The organism is Paenibacillus sp. FJAT-27812, assembly GCF_001273905.1.
GTDB lineage: Bacteria > Bacillota > Bacilli > Paenibacillales > Paenibacillaceae > Pristimantibacillus.
This window is the reverse complement of sequence record NZ_LIGH01000001.1, coordinates 2,510,982-2,531,489: the sequence shown is the minus strand read 5'-3', so window position 1 is coordinate 2,531,489 and position 20,508 is coordinate 2,510,982. Positions and strand designations below refer to the sequence as shown.

Here is a 20,508-nt window from a genome sequence, read left to right as displayed (position 1 = left end):
TTGGATGCGAAAAGGTTATATGCAAATATTAGGATACGAAGCGGTGCAAAAGGACGGTGAAGTCAGCCCTGCTTGCCTCCTGCTTCGGTTTGTAGAGATTGGACTGCACCCCATCGATTTGACCATTCAGTCTCATCGCAAACAGCAAGGGGGCTGGCCAATGCGTTTTGGGAACATCGCCAAACGGATCGAACGTCGGAAGCCGCGGCTGTACGCCTTCGGCATGGCCGATGATAAACGCCATTTCCGCCCGCGTAATCGGCTGATCCGGCCTGAATGTATCATCCGGGAACCCTTTGATCCAGCCCTGCCTCACCGCGCTTGCGATGGCGTCATTTGCCCAATGGCTCACCCGAACATCCTTAAACCGCTTCGCTTGCCCCATACCGCTAGGCGTTATTGGCTTGTAAGCCTTGACGACCATCGCTATCGCCTCAGCCCTTGTAATCGAACGCTTAGGCTCAAAGCGATTGTCGCCCGTACCGTTAATGATGCCCTTCTTGTTTAAAGCGATAATTTCTTTTTGTGCCCAATGGTCCTTAATATCGCGGAAACCGGCTATCAGCTCCTCTGACTTAATTTTCAACCGATAATACTGCTTGTCAAAGGGAGCGTCTGCCGTCAGCTTCACATAATACAAGCCTGGCTGCAGCAGCAGCTCGCTCGTCTGAAGCTTCCCGCTAGCGCCGGTTCGTCCTGTCGCCAGCGATTTCATCCGTTTGTCATATACTTGGAGATTCAAATCGACATCGAGCGGCGTACCTCTGACCGTCATGCTAACGATGCTTGCGCTCGAAATCCGGTATTGAAACCAATCCACATCGGTGTAGCTGCCGATTACCCCAAGGTACTCTGTGCCTGGATTAATCACGAACGCTTCATACGATTTATCGTTTGGTTCATTCGGATCATCATATTTAGGCGTATAGTTCATCTTGAGCGTATAAGTGCCTATAGCCGGACTCGCTTCCGAGGAGATCGCATTATGAACACGAATATAATATTTGCCGGGAGTCACAGTTATGACAGGTGACTGCTCGGTTGCCCCTTCTCCCTCGTCATCGTAAACGAGCAGCTGCTGGCCCGCTCTTTGGAGAGCCAGCCCGGGATCAATGCGAGCCGTATTCGCGCTGAGCACGAGGCTGAGCTTCCCGCTTTGCGTAAAGGTAACGGCAAACCAATCCCGGTCAGCAGTTTGATGGAAATTGCCTGTTATCGATTGGGTCCTGGGCTGAAGCGTCGAGGCTTCGTACGACTTATCGTTTTTCTCGTAATCGTCCGGCTTCATCGTAAACGTCGATGTAAGCAAATAAGCCAGATCATCGTCGCTGCTCTGATTGATTAGCTCTAATTGAATAAGCTGCGGCCCTTTTTTGACCTCGATATCTATGGATCTGCTTGCAAGCTTCGTATCGCTCACGCTTTGCTTCACGCCATTCGCATAATGGGTAAGGCGAACGGGCGGCACGATTTTGCCGCTGGCAACAAGTCCTTCATAATGTACCGTCAACGTACCATCATATGGCGCATCGATTCGGTACCAATCGCGATCAGCGGTTCCTTGCAGCATGGCTGAAATATTCGAGTTAAGCGGAAAACGAGCTGCCGTTGACATGCTGTCATTCGGCTCGAAAATATCCGGATTTAAAGTGGCGCGAACCGCTTGGTCAACTTGAAGCACGCCATAGCCTGAATTGCGGTCTGCTCCGGAAGTGCCAATGTCCTTAGCTGTCTGGAGCAGCAGCGAGCGTACTTGGTAAGGCTTCAAGTCCTTGTAGCGTGCCCATATTAGAGCTGCTGCCGCAGCAACCTGAGGCGCTGCCATCGAGGTTCCCTCCTCGGCTTTGTACAAACCGCCAATCGCAGTCGTATACACATTCCAAGGCGCGACCAGATCAAGCTCCGAGCCCCGGTTGGACCTGCTGTCCACGGAATTATCCGATTTGACCCCGCCAACCGCGAGAACCGTCGGATAAGCTGCCGGGTACTTCACTTCCGCCTTCTCGCCGAGCGAGACGCCATCATTACCCGACGCCGCAACAAGCAGCACGTTTTTGCTTTCCGCATACTGCACGATATCGAGCATATAAGGGGAGTAACGATGTAGGCCTACCGAAAGCACGACGATGCTTGCACCGCTGCGAACCGCATACAAGATGGCTTCGCCGAGCTCCTGCTCCGTACCGTCGCCGCTGTGATCAAGCGCCTTGATCGGCATTATTTTGGCTTTCCAGAGTATGCCTGATACGCCTACTCCATTATTCCCAGACGCTGCTATGACGCCCGCCACGCTTGTTCCGTGACCGTTATCATCATCCGGCGGCTTGCCCGGGCTTACCAGGTTAGCGCCGGGAACCAGATTATCCTTCAAATCTGGATGGTCCAAATCGACGCCCGTATCCACGATCGCAATCGTTAGCTGCTGCTGCTCGCGCACGGTCTCCCACGCCTTGGGCGCGCCGATTTGGCTTAGATATCGCTGCTTAGGCAGCAGCGGATCATTCGCCTGCAGCGCAGCAGCCGCCGCTGCTCCCGCAAGCCTCGCTGAGGGCGGAGGCGCTGTCTCCTCCGCCTCTGGCGCTGCGGCTGCTTGCGAATCGGCTTCTGCCTCGCTGGCAGGCAAAGACAAGGCGTGCACCCGGTAATTCGGGTGCACGTATGCCACGCCCGGCATGCTTTGCAGCCGGCGCAGCCACTCTTGCACGTCCGCGCCTTCATCGGCCGGACGCACGAGCATGACCGCCGCCTCATCCTGGCGGCGCAGCACTTCTGTCCCGCGCGGCTCATGCGCCAGCGCGGGATCGCTCCATTTGAGCAGCCAGCTTTGCGGCTGCTCTTCGCCTGCGCCGGCGGCGTCAGCAGCCGCGCTAGCTGCGGCGGGAGCGAGCCCTGCGGGGGCTATGCCCCCGAGGGTAACGCTCGCGAGCAAGAGCGCGAGCAGCGCGCGGCGCAGGAGCGTGCGCGCGCTCGGCGTGCTCTTGGCGGCCGCCCGCTTGCGCAGGCGCGCTATTTTATTTTTGAGCGCAGGCCGCATGCCTGCGCTCGCTGCCTTATCGCAGTCTTTATGCGATTCTCGCGCTGGTCTTGATGCTATTTCATTAATCATCATATTCTGCCTTTTCGTATTGGAACGATTATAGTTTGTTCCCACTTTCAAATGGATAATGCTGTACCTATTATTTCTATTTACAGCTATCATTTCCCTTGTTACATACAGACAAAAGGACAAAAGACCTAGGAGACAGCCCTTCCGTATGCACAAAATACGGTTTCCCGACGTCATACGATGTTTTCTCGGTCATGTAGAACTAGAACGACCAACAACCTCAGCAGCCCTTCCATATCTCCAATCCTATAGAGATGAATCTTTACTCCCCTGCTGCTCCTTACCCACATCCCCGACCGCTGAAACAGGCGCAGCAGAGTGCCGCGCTCCACTTTTTCTCTACTCATTTCATAGATGAAAAAAAAGCAAGGTCGCTCCCCGCCTGCGAAGACCATACGCCCTCGAGAGAGTCTCACCTTGCTTCTCCTGCTTTCGCTAGATTTCTCTAGCTATTTCCTGCCTTTTCATGCTTCTCTAGCCCCTAATCACTTAACCAACCATCAAATCGCCTTTTATCGAGAACACCGCATCAATCCATTCCATAAGCGGCCCAGGGAATAGGCCTAGCGCAATCGTCGCCGCTACGCATAGCCAAATCACGATTGCTGTGCCGCCCGGGATACGAATCTCGTTCTCGTCATTCCCGCTTCGCATGAACATTTGGCGCACGAGGCCAAAGTAGAAGTAATAAGAGATGACGCTGCTGATTACCATAATAGCTACGAGCCAATATGCCTTGGCGCTTGCCGCGCCCAGCAAGATGAACAGCTTGCCAAAAAATCCGCCGGATACCGGCAGCCCAGCCAGCGACAATACGAAGATAACCATCGCCGCAGCCGTCCAAGGAGCACGGTAGTACATGCCCGCGAAACCTTTTATCTCGTCATGCAGAGAGGCTTTGCTCACGACGGTAAACACCGCGAATGCCCCTATGGTCATAAATAAGTATGCCACTAAATAATAAACAAACTCTGAGAAATTGCTGCTGTGCACAACCGTAATCGAAATTCCGATCGGCACGAGCATATAGCCGGCATTCGCTACTCCTGACAAAGCGAGCAATCGCTTCATATTTTTTTGCCTTAGCGCTGTCGTTGTCCCGACAAGCATCGCAGCCGCCGCAATGACCAGAATGGCGAAGAATACATCTTTAAATACTTCGGCACCGTCGCCCGTTACGGCAATTAGCGCAGTGCTGAAAATAATTCGGAATATAGCTGCAAGCGCCGCGCCCTTCGCGACAATCGCTAGAAAAGCAGATACCGGAGTAGGAGCGCCTTGATACACGTCAGGTGCCCAAGCGTGAAACGGCGCCGCTGCTATTTTGATGCCGAAGCCGGCAATCATGAAGAAGAACCCGACATAAGCAAGCGCTTTGAAATCATTCAAAGCACGAGGCAACGCCTCCGCGATCGTGCCAAGATCAACCGAACCTGTGATCCCGTATATGTACGACATCCCGAACAGCACCATGGCGGAGGAAATACCGCCCGTCACCACATACTTGAACGCCGCCTCGGCGGACTGCAACGATTTGCGCCTCATGCCAACGAGCACATAGCTTGTTAGACTAAGCAGCTCCAGCCCGATGTACAGCGTCACCAAGTTGCCTGATGAGGCCATCATCATCGCGCCAATAAGAGCAGGCAGCAGCATATAATAATATTCCGACTTATCCGTTATCGCTTCCTCATCACGCGCCGATCCGAGCGCGAGCAGCACGATAAGCGCCGTTCCCGTCAAAAACACGAGCTTCAGCAGGCTGGCAAAATCATCAATGCGGTAGCTATTGCCCAGCAGATGGATCGCTTCAGCAGATGCTCCGCCAATGTTCATGTCGATCATTCGCAGGACAACAAATAGCAGCGAAACGAGTATGCCAGCTAACGTTAACCAACCAATCGAGATTCTGTTTACGCGCTTTGGCAATAGCAAATCCAGCAGAATTAAAATCAAAAAAGCAGCAGCTAGCGAAAACTCCGGGGCAAGGTAGCGCATATCCGTCCATGTCAGTGGTATGAAAGAAACGCCTTCGTACATGGTCTAACCCCCCGCCCTTGTTGCAAGTAATTGTTCGAATAGCCCGCGGGTGCTATGCTGCACCGTATCCGTAAGAATGGAGGGATAACAGCCAAGCAGCACGATGAATGCAAGCAGCACGATCATGGGAACCGCTTCGATAAGCCTCGCGTCTTTAAGTGCGCCATACTTTTCCGGCTGCGGGCCAAACGTGATTTTAAGCACAGCTCGCAGTACGTAGACAGCGGTCAAAATAACGCCAAGCACCGCGGCCGCAGTCAGCCAGCGCAGCGATTCAAACAGGCCAAGCAGCGATAAAAACTCGCCAATAAAACCCGATAAGCCCGGCAAGCCAAGCGAAGCAAGCCCCGCCGCAAGCAATACGCCGCTAATAAACGGCATAGAGCGTGCCAAGCCGCCCAGCTCACCCAGCTCGGTCGTGCCCGTTCGCTCATAGATACTGCCGACGATTAAGAACAGCAGCGCGGAGATCAGCCCATGCGATACGAGCTGAAACACCGCCCCTTGCAAGCCGATTTCATTAAAGGCAGCAATGCCGAGCAATACGATCCCCATATGGCTTATCGAGGAATAGGCGAGCACCAGCTTGAACTCCTTCTGCCGGAAAGCAAGCAGCGCCCCGTACAAAATATTAATGACTCCCAGCACGGCGATTGTGACTGAAAAATCCCGTGCCTGCTCCGGGAAGAGCAGCAATCCAAAACGGAGCAAGCCGTATGCACCCATTTTTAGCAGGATGCCGGAATGAATCATCACGATGGAAGGCGGTGCTTCCGCATGGACCTTGAGCATCCACGTGTGGAAAGGAAAAATCGGCAGCTTAATTCCGAAAGCAACAAGCAGCATGATAAAAAGTACCCACTGCATCGTATCCGTCATTTGAAAAGGATTGATTGTGCCGAGCTGCTCGGGCGTCATATTCACCCAAGCGGCGGGATCGGCCATGTTCCGGAAAATATCCTCATAGCTCCCGCTATAAATGAAGCTCACCTGCTCGCCAATCTGATCGATCCGGAAGCCTGCCGTGCTCACAAGCAGCACGAAAGCAAACAGCATGATCGCTGAGCCAACGCCGTTATAGATCAAAAACTGGTTGGCGGCACGCTCTCGATTGAAATAACCCCATATCCCGATTAAAAAGTACATCGCAATAAGCGTAACCTCGAAAAATACAAAAAACAAAAACAGATCGCGGGCAAGAAACACGCCCAGCATCCCGATCTCAAGGATCAGAAACCATATAAAAAAGGATTTCCATCGTTTTTTAACGTGAACGGCAGCAAGCGCAGCCATCGCTGTTACGAGCGTCGTCAGCAGCAAAAGCGGAAGCGACAGCCCATCTACGCCAAGCGCATATTGCAATTGGAACGTATATTCAGTAACGCTGGACTGTGCCTCTTTATTAAGCGGAACCATCGCCCAGCTATGCTGCTCATCGAATGCCGCTCCGCCTTGCTGCTTGTCGAAATCGACGTACAGCCAAAAAGACAACACAAGCGGAACTAGCGTCGTGACTACAACAGTGGTCTTCATCCAGCTGCTCCGATGCTTAGGAAGCAATAATAAGACGAGTATGCCAAGCAAAGGCGACAGCAAAATAAGCGAAAGGACAGGAAGGTCATTCAGGATGCTCATGGCAGGAACCTCCTTCCGACTATAGCAAGCACAATAATGACAAAGCCGATTACGGCTGCTACCCCATAGGTTTGCACCTGACCGTTCTGCAGCCGTGCTGCCGCTCTTCCGCCGGAGCTTACCGCCGCTCCAGCTAACCGGACGATTCCGCCAATGACATAAGCGTCAAAAGCCATTAAAGCCGAGCCAAGCAGCTTCAGCGGCTTCACAATAATTACGGCATACAGCTCATCGATGTAATAACTGCGCTCAAGCAGTTTATAGAGCCATGGCGCCCACTCCTGGAAGGTCGCTCTGCTGACACTTCTCTTCCCATATACGAGCCATCCGATATATAGGCCTAGCAAGCCAACCGCAATCGACGCAACGATCGCTACTCCGCTCTCATGCGTTTCTACGCTTCCATCGTAGATCCATGATCCGAACCAGCCGTTCCATGGCGTCTCTACAAAACCGGAAGCGATAGCAAGCAAAGACAGCACGATCAGCGGCAGCGTCATGGAGAAAGGCGCTTCCTTCGCGTTAGCGGCTGCCGCGCTCGGTTCTCCCGTAAAGACAAGAAAAAACAGTCGCGACATGTAGAGTGCCGTACAAAAAGCTGCCGCCAAGCCGGCGACGAATAACAGCGGATTAGTCTCCCAAGCAACCGACAATATCAAATCCTTCGACCAGAAGCCGGATAGCGGCGGTATGCCCGCAAGCGCCAAAGCGCCTATGCCGAAGGTCCACGCCGTCACCCGCATTTTCGAGCCTAAGCCGCCCATTTCATTGATGTTTTGCGTATGTACGGCATGTATAATGCTTCCTGCTCCGAGGAACAGCAGCGCTTTGAAAAACGCATGCGTGAATAAATGAAAGATCCCGCCCGTAAGGGAGCCGAGACCAAGCGCCATCATCATATAGCCTAGCTGGCTGACCGTTGAGTAGGCCAAAATTCGTTTAATATCCTTTTGCACCAGCGCAATCGTCGCTGCGAGCAGTGCGGTAAAGCCGCCCACGTAAGCTACCGTTTCCATTGCGGCTGCCGAATCCTGAAAGATGTCATACGTCCGCGCAATAAGAAATACGCCTGCCGCTACCATTGTAGCCGCGTGAATAAGCGCACTGATCGGCGTTGGTCCTTCCATCGCATCGGGCAGCCAGACATGGAGCGGAAATTGACCTGATTTGCCAACGGCACCTAGAAAAATCAACAAGGCGATAAGCGTCGTTATCCCATTCGTAATGGCGCCGGATTGCCCGTCGAACACGCTTTGAATCGTTGTGAAGTCGAGCGCGTGGTCCGGCATATACCAGAACAACAGCAAAATCGCGAGCAGCAAGCCCGCATCTCCGATTCGCGTCACGATAAATGCCTTTTTGGCAGCGGCGCGCGCTTTGGGCAGCGTAAACCAAAATCCGATTAGCAAAAACGAGCATACGCCAACCAGCTCCCAGAAAATATAAAGCGATAATAAATTATCAGACAGAACGAGTCCGAGCATCGAGAATGTGAACAAGGCGACATAACCGTAAAATACAGTAATCCGCTCATCGCCTTTCATATAACCTGCCGAGTATACGTTAACGAGCAAGCTGACAAGCGTGACGACCACAAGCATAAGCGCCGTCAGATTCGTTATCTCAAACCCGATGCGGAGCGTATAATCACCGATCGCGATCCAATCGAAGGAATAGTTGTAATCAACCTCATTGGCGCCCAGCCGATCAATGACAATCAACAAGGAAAGAATGAATGCGGCGAGTGAACCGATACAGCCGATCATTACGCCTGCTCGCCTGTAGCTGCGGCCAAGCGCTGTCAAAACGAGGAATGCCGCCAGCGGGAACAGCGGAATTAACCATGCCGCCTGTGTGAACTTATCCATTTGCCGCGTTACCTCCTCATTTTGTCAAATTCGTCGACATTAACCGTCCCGCGCAATCGGAACAACGCAATCAAAATAGCTACCCCTATCGCCGCTTCAGCCGCGGCAACCGTAATCGTAAATAACGAAAAAATTTGGCCTGTCAGCGATGGAACGACGCCATATTTGGAGAACGCTACTAAATTCAAATTGACCGCGTTAAGCATAAGCTCGAGAGAGAGCAGAACGACAACCGCATTTCTCTTTACTAAGGCGCCATAAAGCCCGATACAGAACAAAATGGCCGCCATGGTTAAATAAGATGGAAGCATATGATTAATCCGCCTCCTTTTTGGCAAGCACGATCGCTCCAATAAATGCAACCGTCAGCAGGACGGAGAGCAGCTCGAACGGTATGACATAGCCCGTATACAACAGCTCGCCAATCGCCATCGTATTGTCTTCAGGCGCATGGAAGGGCTGCGGCTCGGGAAACGTCGTCGTGCGAATCGCATAAAACAACACGCCGAACAAGCTAAGCGCGCCAACCGCCGCAAGCGTCTCATGCAGCGGCTTCGCAGGCTCGCGCTCCCCAGCCTGATGCTTCGTCATCATAATGCCGAAAATCATCAAAATTGAAACCGCTCCGGCGTAGATCAGCACTTGAACGAACGCAACGAACTCCGCCTCAAGCAGTACAAACATGCCTGCTAAACCGATAAACACAGCCGCCATGGAAATAACCATATGAACGACCTTCTCTAAACTGATCATCAGCACGGCCCCGCATATCATAATCGCCGAGAAGATGAAAAAGGCAACGAACTCGCCTGTAAATGCTATATTGAACAACTATTTGCCGCCCCCTTTGGCCGGCGCTCCGATATTGTTATTATCCTGCCGGGTAAGCGTATTATTATCTGTCAGCCACTGCGCATCCTTAAACAGATCATCGCGGCTGAAGGATGCCAGTTCAAAATGGTTAGACATTACGATCGCTTCAGTCGGACAAACCTCGGTGCACAGATCGCATAAAATGCAAATTTCAAAATTAATATCAAACGTGTCGATCACTTTGCCTTTTTTTTCGGGATCGGGATTCGGCTTGCCCGTCAGCGTAATGCAATCCGTCGGACATATGCGCGCGCATTGATTGCAAACGATGCATAGATCCGGAATAAAGTGCTGTATGCCACGGAAACGGTCCGGCATGACAAAGGGCACGTCAGGATAGGAAGTGGTCACTTTTGGAGCCGTCATCGATTTGAGCGTAACGCCGAGTCCCTGCAGCATTCCTTTCATTTCCATCTCCCCTTTGCTAGTTCTTAATAAACAGCTCTAAATAAATGGCCGTCAGAAATACGTTGAGCAGCGATATGGGCAGCAGCACCTTCCAGCCGAGCCCCATGAGCTGATCCACGCGAATGCGCGGCAGCGTTGCGCGAATCCAGAATAGGAAAAACACGATAAACGCAAATTTGAGCAGAAACCAGATGATGCCGGGCACAAAGTCAAGAAATGGCGCAGGCGCATGCCAGCCGCCAAGAAACAGCACTGTGGTTAATGCGGCAATCGCATATACGTACACATATTCCGAAAGCATAAAAAACGCGAAGCGGAAGCCGCTGTATTCGACATGATAACCCGCGACAAGCTCGGATTCTGCCTCAGGCAGGTCGAAGGGCGTACGATTGAGCTCTGAGACCGCAGCAATAATGAATATGACGAAGCCGACAATTTGGGGCAGGAAATTCCAGTCCCAGAACCAGCCGCCATCCTGCGCGTCAACAATATCGCGCAAATTCAGGCTGCCGCTGAGCAAAATAACGCCGACTACCGAAATAACAAGCGGTACCTCATAGCTTATCATTTGTGCCGCCGAGCGCATACCCCCAAGTAGGGCATACTTATTATTGGAAGCCCAGCCGCCCAGCACGATCGCAAGCGTCGAGATGCCCGACAATGCTACATAATAGAGTAGGCCGACATTCAAATCCGCGAAATAAAGATTTTGGGTGTAGGGGATTACGGCCAGCACGGAGAAAGCCGGTATGTAAGCCAGTGCAGGCGCGATAATGAACAATACCCGATCAGCCTTGCGCGGTATCGTATCTTCCTTAATCAGCAATTTAAAAATATCGGCTACCGTCTGCAGCAGCCCGAATGGGCCAACACGATTAGGTCCGATGCGCAGCTGCATCCAGCCGATCACCTTGCGCTCGAAATAAATGGCATAGGTTACGAAGCCAAGCACGATGAATAGAAATACGACCGCCCAAAGAAACAGCACCAGCGCGTTTCCCCACGTCAGCGATTGGTTAAGCCAGGACTGCATCAGCAATCGACCTCCCCAACGACAATATCAATGCCGCCCAGTATCGTAATGAGGTTCGTCATCGTTTCTCCTACGAGCAGCTTCGGCAGTATTTGCAAATTAACGAATGAAGGCCTTCGAAACTTGAGCCGGTAAGGCTCAGCTTTGCCCTTGGATACGATATGGCAGCCGATCTCGCCGCGCGGCGATTCAATTCGCACGTAAACCTCGCCAGCAGGCGGCCGGATTACGCGCGGCACCTTGCCCATCGTCTCCCCATCGCTTGGGAACTGCTCCAGCGCCTGCTTTAGAATCCGCAAGCTTTGGCGAATTTCTTCCAGCCGAATGCGGTATCGGTCATAGCAATCACCGACGGTGCCAACCGGCACATCGAATTCAAACTGGCTGTACAAGCTATAAGGCTCAGCCTTGCGAATATCAAAGTCTACTCCGGTGCAGCGCAAATTAGCTCCTGTTAAGCCATAATCGATCGCAGTTGCGGCATCATATTGCCCGATCCCTTTAATGCGGGCAAGGAAAATCTCATTGCCGCTGACCAGCTTATCGTACTCCTCTAGTTTATTCTCCATATAGGGAATAAAGTCGCGCACCTTATCCAGCCATCCTGGCGGCGCATCCCATTTCACGCCGCCGACTCTCATATAATTGTATGTTAATCTAGCGCCGCATAGCTCATTGAACAAATCGATTATGATTTCTCTATCGCGGAAGGCGTATAGGAAAGGGCTCATTGCGCCAATATCAAGCAGATAGGTTCCCCACCAGACAAGATGGCTCGCCACGCGCTGCAGCTCCATGACGATTAGCCGAAGATACTCCGCCCGCTGCGGGACGGCAAGGCCCATCATCGTTTCAACCGCATGCACCAGCACGTAATTGTTTGTCATTGCTGAGACGTAATCCATACGGTCCGTATAAGGAATGATTTGCGTAAAATTCAAATTTTCCGCGATCTTCTCGGTGCCCCGGTGCAAATAGCCCATAACAGGCGTCGCCTCGGTAATGACTTCTCCATCAAGCTTAACGATGATTCGGAATACGCCATGGGTGCTTGGGTGCTGTGGTCCAACATTCAAGAGCAGTTCTTCTGTTCGGATCAAGGGCTGCCTACACCTCCGAGTCTAACGGTTCATAATCTTTGCGCAGCGGATGTCCCACCCAGTCGTCGGGCATCATAATGCGCCGCAAATCGGGATGTCCAGGGAAATCGACGCCAAGCAGATCGTAAATTTCGCGCTCGTTCCAATTCGCCGTCGCCCAGACGGGCGTCGCGGAATAGACGGCAGCCGCTTCGCGGTCTGCCTTAATCTTAACGGCGACCTCTCTCCTGCTGCCAAGCGAGAGCATATGATAAACCACTTCCATGTGCGTTTCATAATCGATGCCTGACACATTGCGCAAATAGTTAAATTGCAGCTGTACATGCCCCTTTAGCAGCTTAGCCGCCTCGCGCCAATAGGAATTGTTTACGATGATCATCGGCATATCGCCATTTAATTCATTCACATAAGCATCCTCAACCGCTGACACGCCGATTTCCTGCTTCAGCAGCGCTACGATGGCCTCCAGCTCCGGCTGCCGCGGTGAAGGGGGCTTGGGCTCCTCTGGCGCAGCTTCCGCAGCCTCCGCCTCCGCCTTCGCTGCCGCCCTTGCTGCACGTGCCTCAGCCGCTGCTTTCAGCTTTGCCTCTCGCTCAGCATCGACGGGAGGCGAATCTGCGGGCGATTGTTCTTCTTTGTTATTCTGACCCTCACTCATCGACCGGTCACCCGCTTCCCGGTTTTCGCCTCGTACCGAATTTTCTCCTGCAGCTTGTTAATGCCATAGATCAGCGCAGCCGGGTTAGGCGGACAGCCTGGAATGTATACATCAACAGGCACGATCTGGTCGACACCTTTAATGACCGAGTAAGATTTAATATATGGCCCGCCTGCTGTTGCGCATGAGCCCATCGCGATCACCCATTTCGGCTCAGGCATCTGGTCATACAACCTTCTTAAGAGCGGTCCCATCTTCTTCGTGACCGTTCCGGCCACGATCATCACGTCCGACTGGCGCGGCGAAGTCCGGAACATAACGCCGAAGCGGTCCAAATCATAATGGGACGCTCCCGTCCCCATCATTTCGATCGCACAGCATGCCAGCCCAAACGTCAGCGGCCATAACGAATTGCTCCTTGCCCATGCTTTTAATTGCTCCAATGTTCCCATAAATACGTTGCGTTCCAGCTCTTTGCGTTCCTCTAGCGAAATTGACTCTAAACTGAATTCCATTTCAGCACCTTCTTTTTCCAGGCATATAGAAGACCAATAAACAGCATTCCCGCAAAAATCAACATTTCGACTAGCACAAATAAGCCGAGCTTATTATATGCAACGGCCCACGGATATAAGAAAACGGTTTCTACATCAAAGATGACAAACATCAACGCAAACAAATAATAACGAATGTTAAAACGGACCTGTCCCTCACCTACCGGCTCATTGCCGCTCTCATAGGTGGTTTGCTTCAGTTCAGTTGGCTTATTCGGTCTAAGCAATCTTCCTACAGTCAGTGCAACAACCGGAAGCAAAATGCCAAGCACGATAAAAATAGCCACGACGACATAGTTATTGGCGTAGTTTTCCACACGATCGCCTCCGTCAATTGAATAGGTACGGACCGCCTGCGCTTGGTCAATTTTCCTCACAATTATAACAAATGCTTCCACACACGTCTATGACGGAGTTACGCCTGTGCAGGCTCCTTCTCCAGCATTTCCCCCGCATCATCAGACGTTTTTTGATTGGCTGCCCCGCCCTTGCCTTGCTGCTTCACCTCAGGAAAACGGCCGTCGCTGTTATCGCGCTTCCCCCTAATAATAGCTATGACAAGCAGGAACGTCGGCAGAACAAAACCTTGAAACAGGCTATATACGGTCCATACGCCCATCGCAAACTCTTTGGCATGAGCTACGTTTCGATAGACGATTAAAGAAAGCGGAACAATTATAACGGCATAAGGCACAACCAATGTCCGGTAGGTAGACAGCTTCAGCATTTGGGCGGTAATCACGGTCAGCACATACACACAAAGCGCCAGCTTCATGAACACCGTTCCGATCCAGACCATCGCTACCAAAATTTCGACCCGCACCAATATTTCCTCGATGTTGATGTTCTTCGCCATATCATACACGGCAAAAGGGCTTCGGCTTGCCTCATCCACCCCCATCACGCCTACTAAAAATACCGTTATGAGAATGCTTATAAACGTAATCAACGCGGCTGAGAGCTTTAATGATTTTCTAAGCTTTTTGCGATCTTTCTCGCGTACAAGCGGAAATATCATCGTTATGAATACAAATTCCCCAATCGGAAATCCCAAAATCGGAAAAACGCCCTTGACCGGCCTCTCCCACCCCGCATATAAGAAAGGCTCAAAGTTATGGAAATCAAATTGATTAAATAAAGAAAAAATAACGATAACAATAACGAGCATACCCCAGCTAAACAAAATTTCTCCCGTTCGCGCAATCGTCTCAATGCCTAAGAAAACACCGTAAATGATCACGATCATAAACGTGCTGTCAATGAACCACTCCGGCGTAAGCGGCAGTACGGAGAGGTTCAAGAAATCAGAAATGTTGCGAAGAACCAGCGCGCTAAGCAGCAGGAAAAAGAAAATATAAAGCAGCGTCACGATCTTCCCCCCCCATACCCCAAGCACCTTTTCCGAATATTGAGCCAGAGATAAATTAGGAAAACGATCCGCCAGCGCTAAAAGCGCGATTAATACGAAGTAATTAAATGGGCCGGCCAGCAGCATCGATATCCATCCGTCCTGCTTGGCAATGGCTGTTACAGAGGTTGGCAAAATAAGCGCCGCGCTCCCAAGCGCGAATAAAAACAAGATTTTCGCGCATTGGCCGGAAGTGATTTCCGCATTGTTCATGCCAGCGTATTTACTCATCTGTTTTTTATATCCTCCTCAACCCATTTTGTAATTGGCCGTGACATAGGCGTAAAAACAGCCGAAATCCAGTCCGTCGGATTGGGAACCGGAATGCGGAACTGTAGCGCGATAATGAGCAGGGTTCCTATTAATAAAATAAACAGGGCCCAGCCTCTCTCGCGCAAGCGCTGCTTATCGCGATTCCGTTTCCAAATCACTGTGCCTGTAAAGGCCGCCAACAGAACAACTACGATAGGAGCCATCATTGTAATCACTCACTTCACGATAGATTCGCCTCGTATACCCGATCCTTCGATTTCAGTGCTGCAATTCACTTTGCTTTGCACATTCGGAAAAACCGTCTCCCAGTCGCCTTCTATCCGTTTCCAGATGCCGGGCTGATGCAAATAAATCTCTTTTCCCCAACCAATCGCATCAATCTTCAGCTTTTTTTGCAGCTTTACGATTGTCGCCTCCATCTCATCCTTAACGGCTTGACTAGTCATCGCGCCGATTTGCTTCAGCACTTTCTCCTCCGATACATTGATATCCGTGCACATGATCTCTTGTACGCTGCCTGAGATCTTTGCGTTAATGAGAATAACCGGTTCACCCTTCTCGTCTCGTTTGACGTTGAGCTCCGTGGTAACGCCATGAACCTCCACAATCAAGTTCTCCTTCGAATTCGGGCATGCCAGCTTGACGACAGTGCTTTTTACCTTTCCTTGCAGCCAAGACAAACCTCTCGACTCCTTCGGCTTCAAATATTCGACCAGCTTCCCGTTTCGAAATACGGCCATAGTTGAAAGTACGGGACTGGCTTTCGCCGGAATGCTGTTCACATTTTCATTGGAGTGGCCCATTTCCTTCTGGCCTTCGATTCTCATCGATGGCAGCACAGCCTGCTCTTTTCCTTCCCCGTTCAGCCTCGTTAAATCATTGACCTGGACGACATAATTCATGGCATACGCAGATTGATTGGTCTCTACGATCGCGTGAATCTGATTTATGGGAATAGACTCCATTTGGGTCGTTAATTGCAGCAGCTCCTCCGCTTTCACGCCGCGTGTGACGAGCACGTAAATATCAGTACGTATGTCCGGGTTTCGCTCGATCAAATCGACCAAAGGGAATATCCCTTTCCTCGCCATCTTCTCCCCGATGATCAACATTTGCGTATGGGAGAAAAACAGCCTCCTCGACGTTTTCGCCGACATTTTGCGAATCGCTTCAAAAATCGTGTCGCCCGTTTCCGTAAACGTCGTTACAGCGGTCCCCCCAATCCCGCCCTTGCTTTCAGCGGCTACATTTTGCGGAAGGACGACTTGGACCGTCAGTCGAAGCTTCTGCTTGCCGCTGGGATCCTCATCCACGCCCAAAGCCAGCACGACCCCAAGCTTGTCCAAATAACGCAAATCCCAGCAGCCGCTTAGCAGGATCAGCATGCAAGCCGTCCACAGCAGCACCGATTTGCGGCATGCCCGAATGACTAAGCGCACGCGTTTGTCGCTTTTTCCACCGCTCATTGCCCTGGCTCCTTCCTATGCTCTGGATGCACTTCTTGCCTCACGACATTTTCGGTGGCCAGCTTTTGGGGGCGGTCACGCATCTTCCAAAGAGGGGCGCGAATAAGCGTATCCTTCATATCCCTTGGGAACATCGGAGCAAATGGCTTGATATAAGGCATGCCAAATGACCTGAGATTACTAAGGTGCAGGATAAGAATCAGCACAACTAAGCCAATGCCATAAAAGCCCAGCGTCGAAGCGGCGAGCAGCAGGAAAAATCGCAGCAGCCGAGCGGAGATGCCAAGGCTGTAGGATGGCGATACGAAGCTCGCAATGGCGGTAAATGAAACGACGATTACGACTGCCGGCGATACGATGCCTGCCTCCACCACCGATTGACCGATAACGAGACCGCCTACGATTGAGATGGTATTCCCCGCGGCGCTCGGCATTCGAACGACGGCTTCCCGCAAAATTTCGAATACCAATTCCATAATAAAAGCTTCCAAATAGGCAGGAAACGGTACGCCCTCCCTCTGTGCCGCCAGCTTGAGCAGCAGCTGCGTCGGTATCATTTCCTGATGGTAGCCGACGATAGCCACATAAATGGATGGCATGAGCAGCGCAATCAGAAATGAAACAAAACGAAGCATGCGCAAAAAAGTAGCAATATCATACCTTTGGTAATAATCCTCTGAGGCTTGAAAAAACATGTTTAGTATGGCAGGTACAATGAGAACAAACGGGGTGCCATCTACCAAAATAGCAATACGTCCTTCAAGCAGATTTCCCGCTACCGCATCCGGCCGCTCGACGCTCAGAACCGTTGGAAATGGCGTCCACATTTGATCCGTTATCAGCTCCTCGATATAGCCGGATTCTAAGATGCCGTCTATGTGGATCGCCTTTAACCGTTCTCTTAAATCCATGAGCACATTTTCATCCGCCAAACCTTTGACGTACATAATAGAAACAGGAGTTTGCGAAACCTCCCCAATCGTCCACTGCTCCATCCAAAGCTTTGGGCTACGTATTTTCCTGCGAATCATAGACGAATTAATCCGGATGGATTCCGTAAAGCCTTCCCTAGGACCGCGAATAGCCATTTCCGTTTTGGGCTCTTCTACGCCGCGCCTGGCTCCGCCCACTACGTTTGTCCCGATCGCATGGCTGGCGCCTTCTATCATAATGATGCAATAGCCCATGAACAGCTTTTGGAACAGCATCTTCCAATCGCAGATATCGTTCACGATGCCCGTCTCCAGCTGGCTGCTCTTCATATGCTCTAACAGCTCTTTTGGCGGCATGATCTCTTCATCTGGAAATTTAACGCGGTGCATAGGCTGAATAACAAACTCGTTCATGCGCTCGTCATCTACCATCCCCTGCACATAAACGATAAGCGCCTTCGTTTGATTGACATCCTTTAGCTGCAGCTCGCGGAAAATAATGTCCTGGCTCTCCCCCAGCTCACGTTTGATTGCCTCCGAATTCTGTTCCAGCGAAGTGAAAAGAGGCTTGTCCGAGAACGCATCCAGCTGCTCTTGCTCATGCTTCTCAGCCCGTGCTAATTTCTTATTGGCTTTCTTGCTAGCTTTGCCTCTGCCGCCCATAAACGAACCGGACATCTGCCCCTCTCCTTTCCTGTTCAAGCATTCGTTTCTGTCTTAGGATAACTATTCCATGGCATAATTATGTACTCCGGCATAAATGGATAGCATTGCTCTAAGACAACACAGGCACGTTTTGATTAATCCGAGCACGACAAAAAGAGCCGCAGCGCCGTTGCTAGAACGGCCTCCTGCGACTCCCCTTTTGGTACTTTTATCGAATACGTGATTCTGTCAGCTTAAACTGTCCGACGAGCTGCTGCAAAAATGTCGTAATCGACTCCACGCTTTGCGACGTTTGCCGAACATTCATCATTTCGTAAATGAGCTCCTGTACCTTGCTCTCCACGTCAGATGACACCTTGCGGTTCTCTCTGCTTACGAGAGCGATTTTTTCCATGAGCTGCACGACCTCATCGACAACCTGCGTTTTGCGCAAATCCTCGGCATGCGCCGCTGCAAGCGTAGTCGCGGCAGCCGCAACAAGCTGGTTGCCTTCCTCTACGACTCTTGTTCCCTCGTCCATAGAAGCGTAGGCTTGCTTCGCTTCGTCATAGATATGCCGGGTAATCGCATGAACCTCTTCCGTCGATTTCTTGGTCATGTCCGCTAGCTTGCGTATTTCCGATGCAACAACAGCAAAACCTCTGCCTTGCTCGCCTACTCTAGCAGCCTCGATCGAAGCATTTAGCGCGAGCAAATTCGTTTGGGCTGATATTTCTTCAATCACCTGCAGAACGCCTTGAATCTCCTGAACGGTATCCATAAACCTGTGTATGGTATGGTTCGTTTCGCCAACCTTAGCCGAAATATGATGCATCTTGTCGCCAATCCGGTCGACCTCGGTTTTAGCTACCGCAATTTGCTCGGCAGCCTGCTCCTCGATCTGCCTTAGGGTAGCCTGCATATCGCCAGCCGCATCCTTAGCCGTATCGATATCCTTGAGCTGCTGCCTGATGCTTCCGATCATATCCGTTACTTTGCCGCTGACCCTCTCCGTAGAGGCTGACGTGACTGCCGCCGATTCGTTAAGCACATGCTGGCTGGATAACACATCCGCGGAGGTAAGCCTGACCTGAAGCATAATGCCTTCCAAGGAATCGATCATATTGTTAATCCACTTGGCCAGTTCCTTCGATTCGTCGTTATCAAATTCGCTAAGCGGCAGCCGCTGCGTCAAATCACCCTTGCCCTCAGCGTTTATGCGAATAAATCGGTTAATTTTTTGCAAGTGCGATACGACTCTCGTAGATTCCCTCTTCTGAAAAATACCGCTGAACAATAAACCGAATATGAGATTGAAAAAGCCCGCCGCCGCCGCCGTTAGCTGAACCGGCGCACTATCAGCCATTAAGACAACGAGCAATGTCGTTAGCACACTCAAGCTAATAACCGATATAAGCTGAAGCTTCCGCTGCCTCCATCCCACGCTGCGTATGCGGTATACCTCTTCTAAGTCGCCTTCGCACATCATCCCCCATTGATCCGGACAATGCGGAAGCTGAAAGGTCACGCCTTTGCCGATTACAGAAATATGCCGGTAGTCGGAATAACCCGGAAATTCAACGAATAGATTGCTTCCATTGCGGATCGTATTCGCTACGCCTGGATGCAGCTGGCCAGTAGCCGGATCGGTAAACATTATTTCAAGCTCGGTGTGTTCTTTGATGGATACCATGCCCCAGTCCGTTGTCACGCCATCCTTCAAGTTTTCCCCGTGCGTAAATGTCCGGTCCTCAAAGCGGCTGCGGGAAAGCGCAGTTCCTGGCGCAATATGTTTATTCAAGCCGGCTTTTGCCATAAATAGATAATTGTCGCCCGAATCCGGATACACATGCCCCGATTCGCGTTGAATCAAATCGCCCAAGACATCGTTTGGCACTCTGCCGCACAGCGTCCCAGCAAAGCTGCCGTTTACCGTTAACGGGAGCATGAACATTAGCGTCATTTTGTCATGAAAAGCGGACGAACGCGCTCCTAGCTTAAGCGTAATCGGATCACTATAAGGGCCGTATAAGCAGTTCCGCAGGCTGCTCGCTTGTTTGGTATAGGCAAGACCCATTTGCAGGCTGCTGTCCGCCTCATAAGCCGTTCCTACGTGCGCTGCATACGTTGAGTATGCGACCGTTTGTTTGTCATCCAGCAAAAACAACTCCGTAAAATCAATTGCGCGCGCGTATGTTTTTTCAAATAATCTTTCTATTTGTGACTGTACAGTAGAAGTAGGAGAACTCTCGCTTTGACTGAGCGCCTCTGTCATTTGGTCGCTAAGCCGCTCTAAATGAATCCAATAATCCGTTGCCCATGAGGTCAGAAGCTCCTTACGCGTCTCTGCAATACCCTCAAAGCATTGTTCAACATCCGTCTTCAACTCTTTGTTCAAGTTCCATGACACCCAGAGCGGAAACCCTACCTTCACACCCAACCAGTCAAACATAGCGCTCTCCTCCTGCAACTCTATCTCTTATAATGTTAACTATATTAACATATATTT

17 protein-coding genes are annotated in these 20,508 nt (G+C 51.2%); all 17 read right to left on the bottom strand.

What is annotated here, in order from left to right; all coding sequences use genetic code 11:
- Positions 1–28 precede the first annotated feature (28 nt).
- The 17 genes from ADU23_RS10930 to ADU23_RS10845 all read right to left on the bottom strand — a co-directional run bounded on the left by ADU23_RS10930 (position 29) and on the right by ADU23_RS10845 (position 20,451).
- Positions 29–3,109 carry a S8 family peptidase gene (locus tag ADU23_RS10930; protein ID WP_231637353.1) on the bottom strand — a complete coding sequence of 1,027 codons (3,081 nt, stop codon included), beginning with the start codon at positions 3,107–3,109 and terminating at the stop codon, positions 29–31.
- A 486-nt stretch (positions 3,110–3,595) separates the two neighbouring features.
- Entirely contained in the window at positions 3,596–5,146 is a 1,551-nt protein-coding gene (locus tag ADU23_RS10920; RefSeq protein ID WP_053373775.1) for an NADH-quinone oxidoreductase subunit N, read from the bottom strand.
- Between the two features lie 3 nt (positions 5,147–5,149).
- Positions 5,150–6,781: a complex I subunit 4 family protein gene (locus tag ADU23_RS10915; RefSeq protein WP_231637352.1), complete on the bottom strand. Its 1,632-nt coding sequence runs from the start codon at positions 6,779–6,781 to the stop codon at positions 5,150–5,152.
- A complete protein-coding gene (nuoL, locus tag ADU23_RS10910) occupies positions 6,778–8,649 on the bottom strand; it encodes an NADH-quinone oxidoreductase subunit L (protein WP_053373774.1) in 1,872 nt (623 codons plus the stop codon). The genes ADU23_RS10915 and nuoL overlap by 4 nt, the downstream gene beginning before the upstream one ends.
- An 8-nt stretch (positions 8,650–8,657) precedes the next feature.
- Entirely contained in the window at positions 8,658–8,960 is a 303-nt protein-coding gene (gene nuoK, locus ADU23_RS10905; protein WP_053373773.1) for an NADH-quinone oxidoreductase subunit NuoK, read from the bottom strand.
- Positions 8,961–8,964: 4 nt separating this feature from the next.
- Positions 8,965–9,480, bottom strand: coding sequence for an NADH-quinone oxidoreductase subunit J (locus tag ADU23_RS10900; protein ID WP_053373772.1), 516 nt, complete (start codon positions 9,478–9,480; stop codon positions 8,965–8,967).
- Positions 9,481–9,930: an NADH-quinone oxidoreductase subunit NuoI gene (gene nuoI / locus ADU23_RS10895; RefSeq protein WP_053373771.1), complete on the bottom strand. Its 450-nt coding sequence runs from the start codon at positions 9,928–9,930 to the stop codon at positions 9,481–9,483.
- A 16-nt stretch (positions 9,931–9,946) separates the two neighbouring features.
- Positions 9,947–10,963 (bottom strand): NADH-quinone oxidoreductase subunit NuoH, encoded by a 1,017-nt coding sequence (gene nuoH / locus ADU23_RS10890; protein ID WP_053373770.1) that lies wholly within the window; start codon positions 10,961–10,963, stop codon positions 9,947–9,949.
- A complete protein-coding gene (locus ADU23_RS10885) occupies positions 10,963–12,063 on the bottom strand; it encodes an NADH-quinone oxidoreductase subunit D (RefSeq protein WP_053373769.1) in 1,101 nt (366 codons plus the stop codon). Before ADU23_RS10885 ends, nuoH begins: the two co-directional genes overlap by 1 nt.
- Before the next feature lie 7 nt (positions 12,064–12,070).
- On the bottom strand, positions 12,071–12,721 hold the full coding sequence (locus tag ADU23_RS10880; RefSeq protein ID WP_082311062.1) for an NADH-quinone oxidoreductase subunit C: 651 nt from the start codon (positions 12,719–12,721) through the stop codon (positions 12,071–12,073).
- Complete coding sequence (locus ADU23_RS10875; protein ID WP_053373768.1) at positions 12,718–13,236, bottom strand: NuoB/complex I 20 kDa subunit family protein; 519 nt, start codon at positions 13,234–13,236, stop codon at positions 12,718–12,720. The genes ADU23_RS10880 and ADU23_RS10875 overlap by 4 nt, the downstream gene beginning before the upstream one ends.
- Positions 13,221–13,592: an NADH-quinone oxidoreductase subunit A gene (locus ADU23_RS10870; protein WP_053377574.1), complete on the bottom strand. Its 372-nt coding sequence runs from the start codon at positions 13,590–13,592 to the stop codon at positions 13,221–13,223. Before ADU23_RS10870 ends, ADU23_RS10875 begins: the two co-directional genes overlap by 16 nt.
- Before the next feature lie 98 nt (positions 13,593–13,690).
- Positions 13,691–14,914 (bottom strand): GerAB/ArcD/ProY family transporter, encoded by a 1,224-nt coding sequence (locus ADU23_RS10865; RefSeq protein ID WP_053373767.1) that lies wholly within the window; start codon positions 14,912–14,914, stop codon positions 13,691–13,693.
- On the bottom strand, positions 14,911–15,162 hold the full coding sequence (locus ADU23_RS10860; protein ID WP_053373766.1) for a hypothetical protein: 252 nt from the start codon (positions 15,160–15,162) through the stop codon (positions 14,911–14,913). The genes ADU23_RS10865 and ADU23_RS10860 overlap by 4 nt, the downstream gene beginning before the upstream one ends.
- Positions 15,163–15,171: 9 nt before the next feature.
- A complete protein-coding gene (locus ADU23_RS10855; protein ID WP_053373765.1) occupies positions 15,172–16,422 on the bottom strand; it encodes a Ger(x)C family spore germination protein in 1,251 nt (416 codons plus the stop codon).
- Positions 16,419–18,032, bottom strand: coding sequence for a spore germination protein (locus ADU23_RS10850; protein ID WP_082311061.1), 1,614 nt, complete (start codon positions 18,030–18,032; stop codon positions 16,419–16,421). Before ADU23_RS10850 ends, ADU23_RS10855 begins: the two co-directional genes overlap by 4 nt.
- Positions 18,033–18,228: 196 nt before the next feature.
- Positions 18,229–20,451, bottom strand: a complete 2,223-nt coding sequence (locus ADU23_RS10845) for a methyl-accepting chemotaxis protein (protein ID WP_053373764.1) — start codon at positions 20,449–20,451, stop codon at positions 18,229–18,231.
- Positions 20,452–20,508: the final 57 nt, after the last annotated feature.

What these genes read in the sequence shown, in the direction of transcription:
- ADU23_RS10930 (WP_231637353.1), bottom strand. Translation starts at nt 3,109, where the DNA reads ATGATGATTAATGAAATAGCATCAAGACCAGCGCGAGAATCGCATAAA.
- ADU23_RS10920 (WP_053373775.1), bottom strand. Translation starts at nt 5,146, where the DNA reads ATGTACGAAGGCGTTTCTTTCATACCACTGACATGGACGGATATGCGC.
- ADU23_RS10915 (WP_231637352.1), bottom strand. Translation starts at nt 6,781, where the DNA reads ATGAGCATCCTGAATGACCTTCCTGTCCTTTCGCTTATTTTGCTGTCG.
- nuoL (WP_053373774.1), bottom strand. Translation starts at nt 8,649, where the DNA reads ATGGATAAGTTCACACAGGCGGCATGGTTAATTCCGCTGTTCCCGCTG.
- nuoK (WP_053373773.1), bottom strand. Translation starts at nt 8,960, where the DNA reads ATGCTTCCATCTTATTTAACCATGGCGGCCATTTTGTTCTGTATCGGG.
- nuoI (WP_053373771.1), bottom strand. Translation starts at nt 9,930, where the DNA reads ATGAAAGGAATGCTGCAGGGACTCGGCGTTACGCTCAAATCGATGACG.
- nuoH (WP_053373770.1), bottom strand. Translation starts at nt 10,963, where the DNA reads ATGCAGTCCTGGCTTAACCAATCGCTGACGTGGGGAAACGCGCTGGTG.
- ADU23_RS10880 (WP_082311062.1), bottom strand. Translation starts at nt 12,721, where the DNA reads ATGAGTGAGGGTCAGAATAACAAAGAAGAACAATCGCCCGCAGATTCG.
- ADU23_RS10875 (WP_053373768.1), bottom strand. Translation starts at nt 13,236, where the DNA reads ATGGAATTCAGTTTAGAGTCAATTTCGCTAGAGGAACGCAAAGAGCTG.
- ADU23_RS10865 (WP_053373767.1), bottom strand. Translation starts at nt 14,914, where the DNA reads ATGAGTAAATACGCTGGCATGAACAATGCGGAAATCACTTCCGGCCAA.
- ADU23_RS10860 (WP_053373766.1), bottom strand. Translation starts at nt 15,162, where the DNA reads ATGATGGCTCCTATCGTAGTTGTTCTGTTGGCGGCCTTTACAGGCACA.
- ADU23_RS10855 (WP_053373765.1), bottom strand. Translation starts at nt 16,422, where the DNA reads ATGAGCGGTGGAAAAAGCGACAAACGCGTGCGCTTAGTCATTCGGGCA.
- ADU23_RS10850 (WP_082311061.1), bottom strand. Translation starts at nt 18,032, where the DNA reads ATGTCCGGTTCGTTTATGGGCGGCAGAGGCAAAGCTAGCAAGAAAGCC.
- ADU23_RS10845 (WP_053373764.1), bottom strand. Translation starts at nt 20,451, where the DNA reads ATGTTTGACTGGTTGGGTGTGAAGGTAGGGTTTCCGCTCTGGGTGTCA.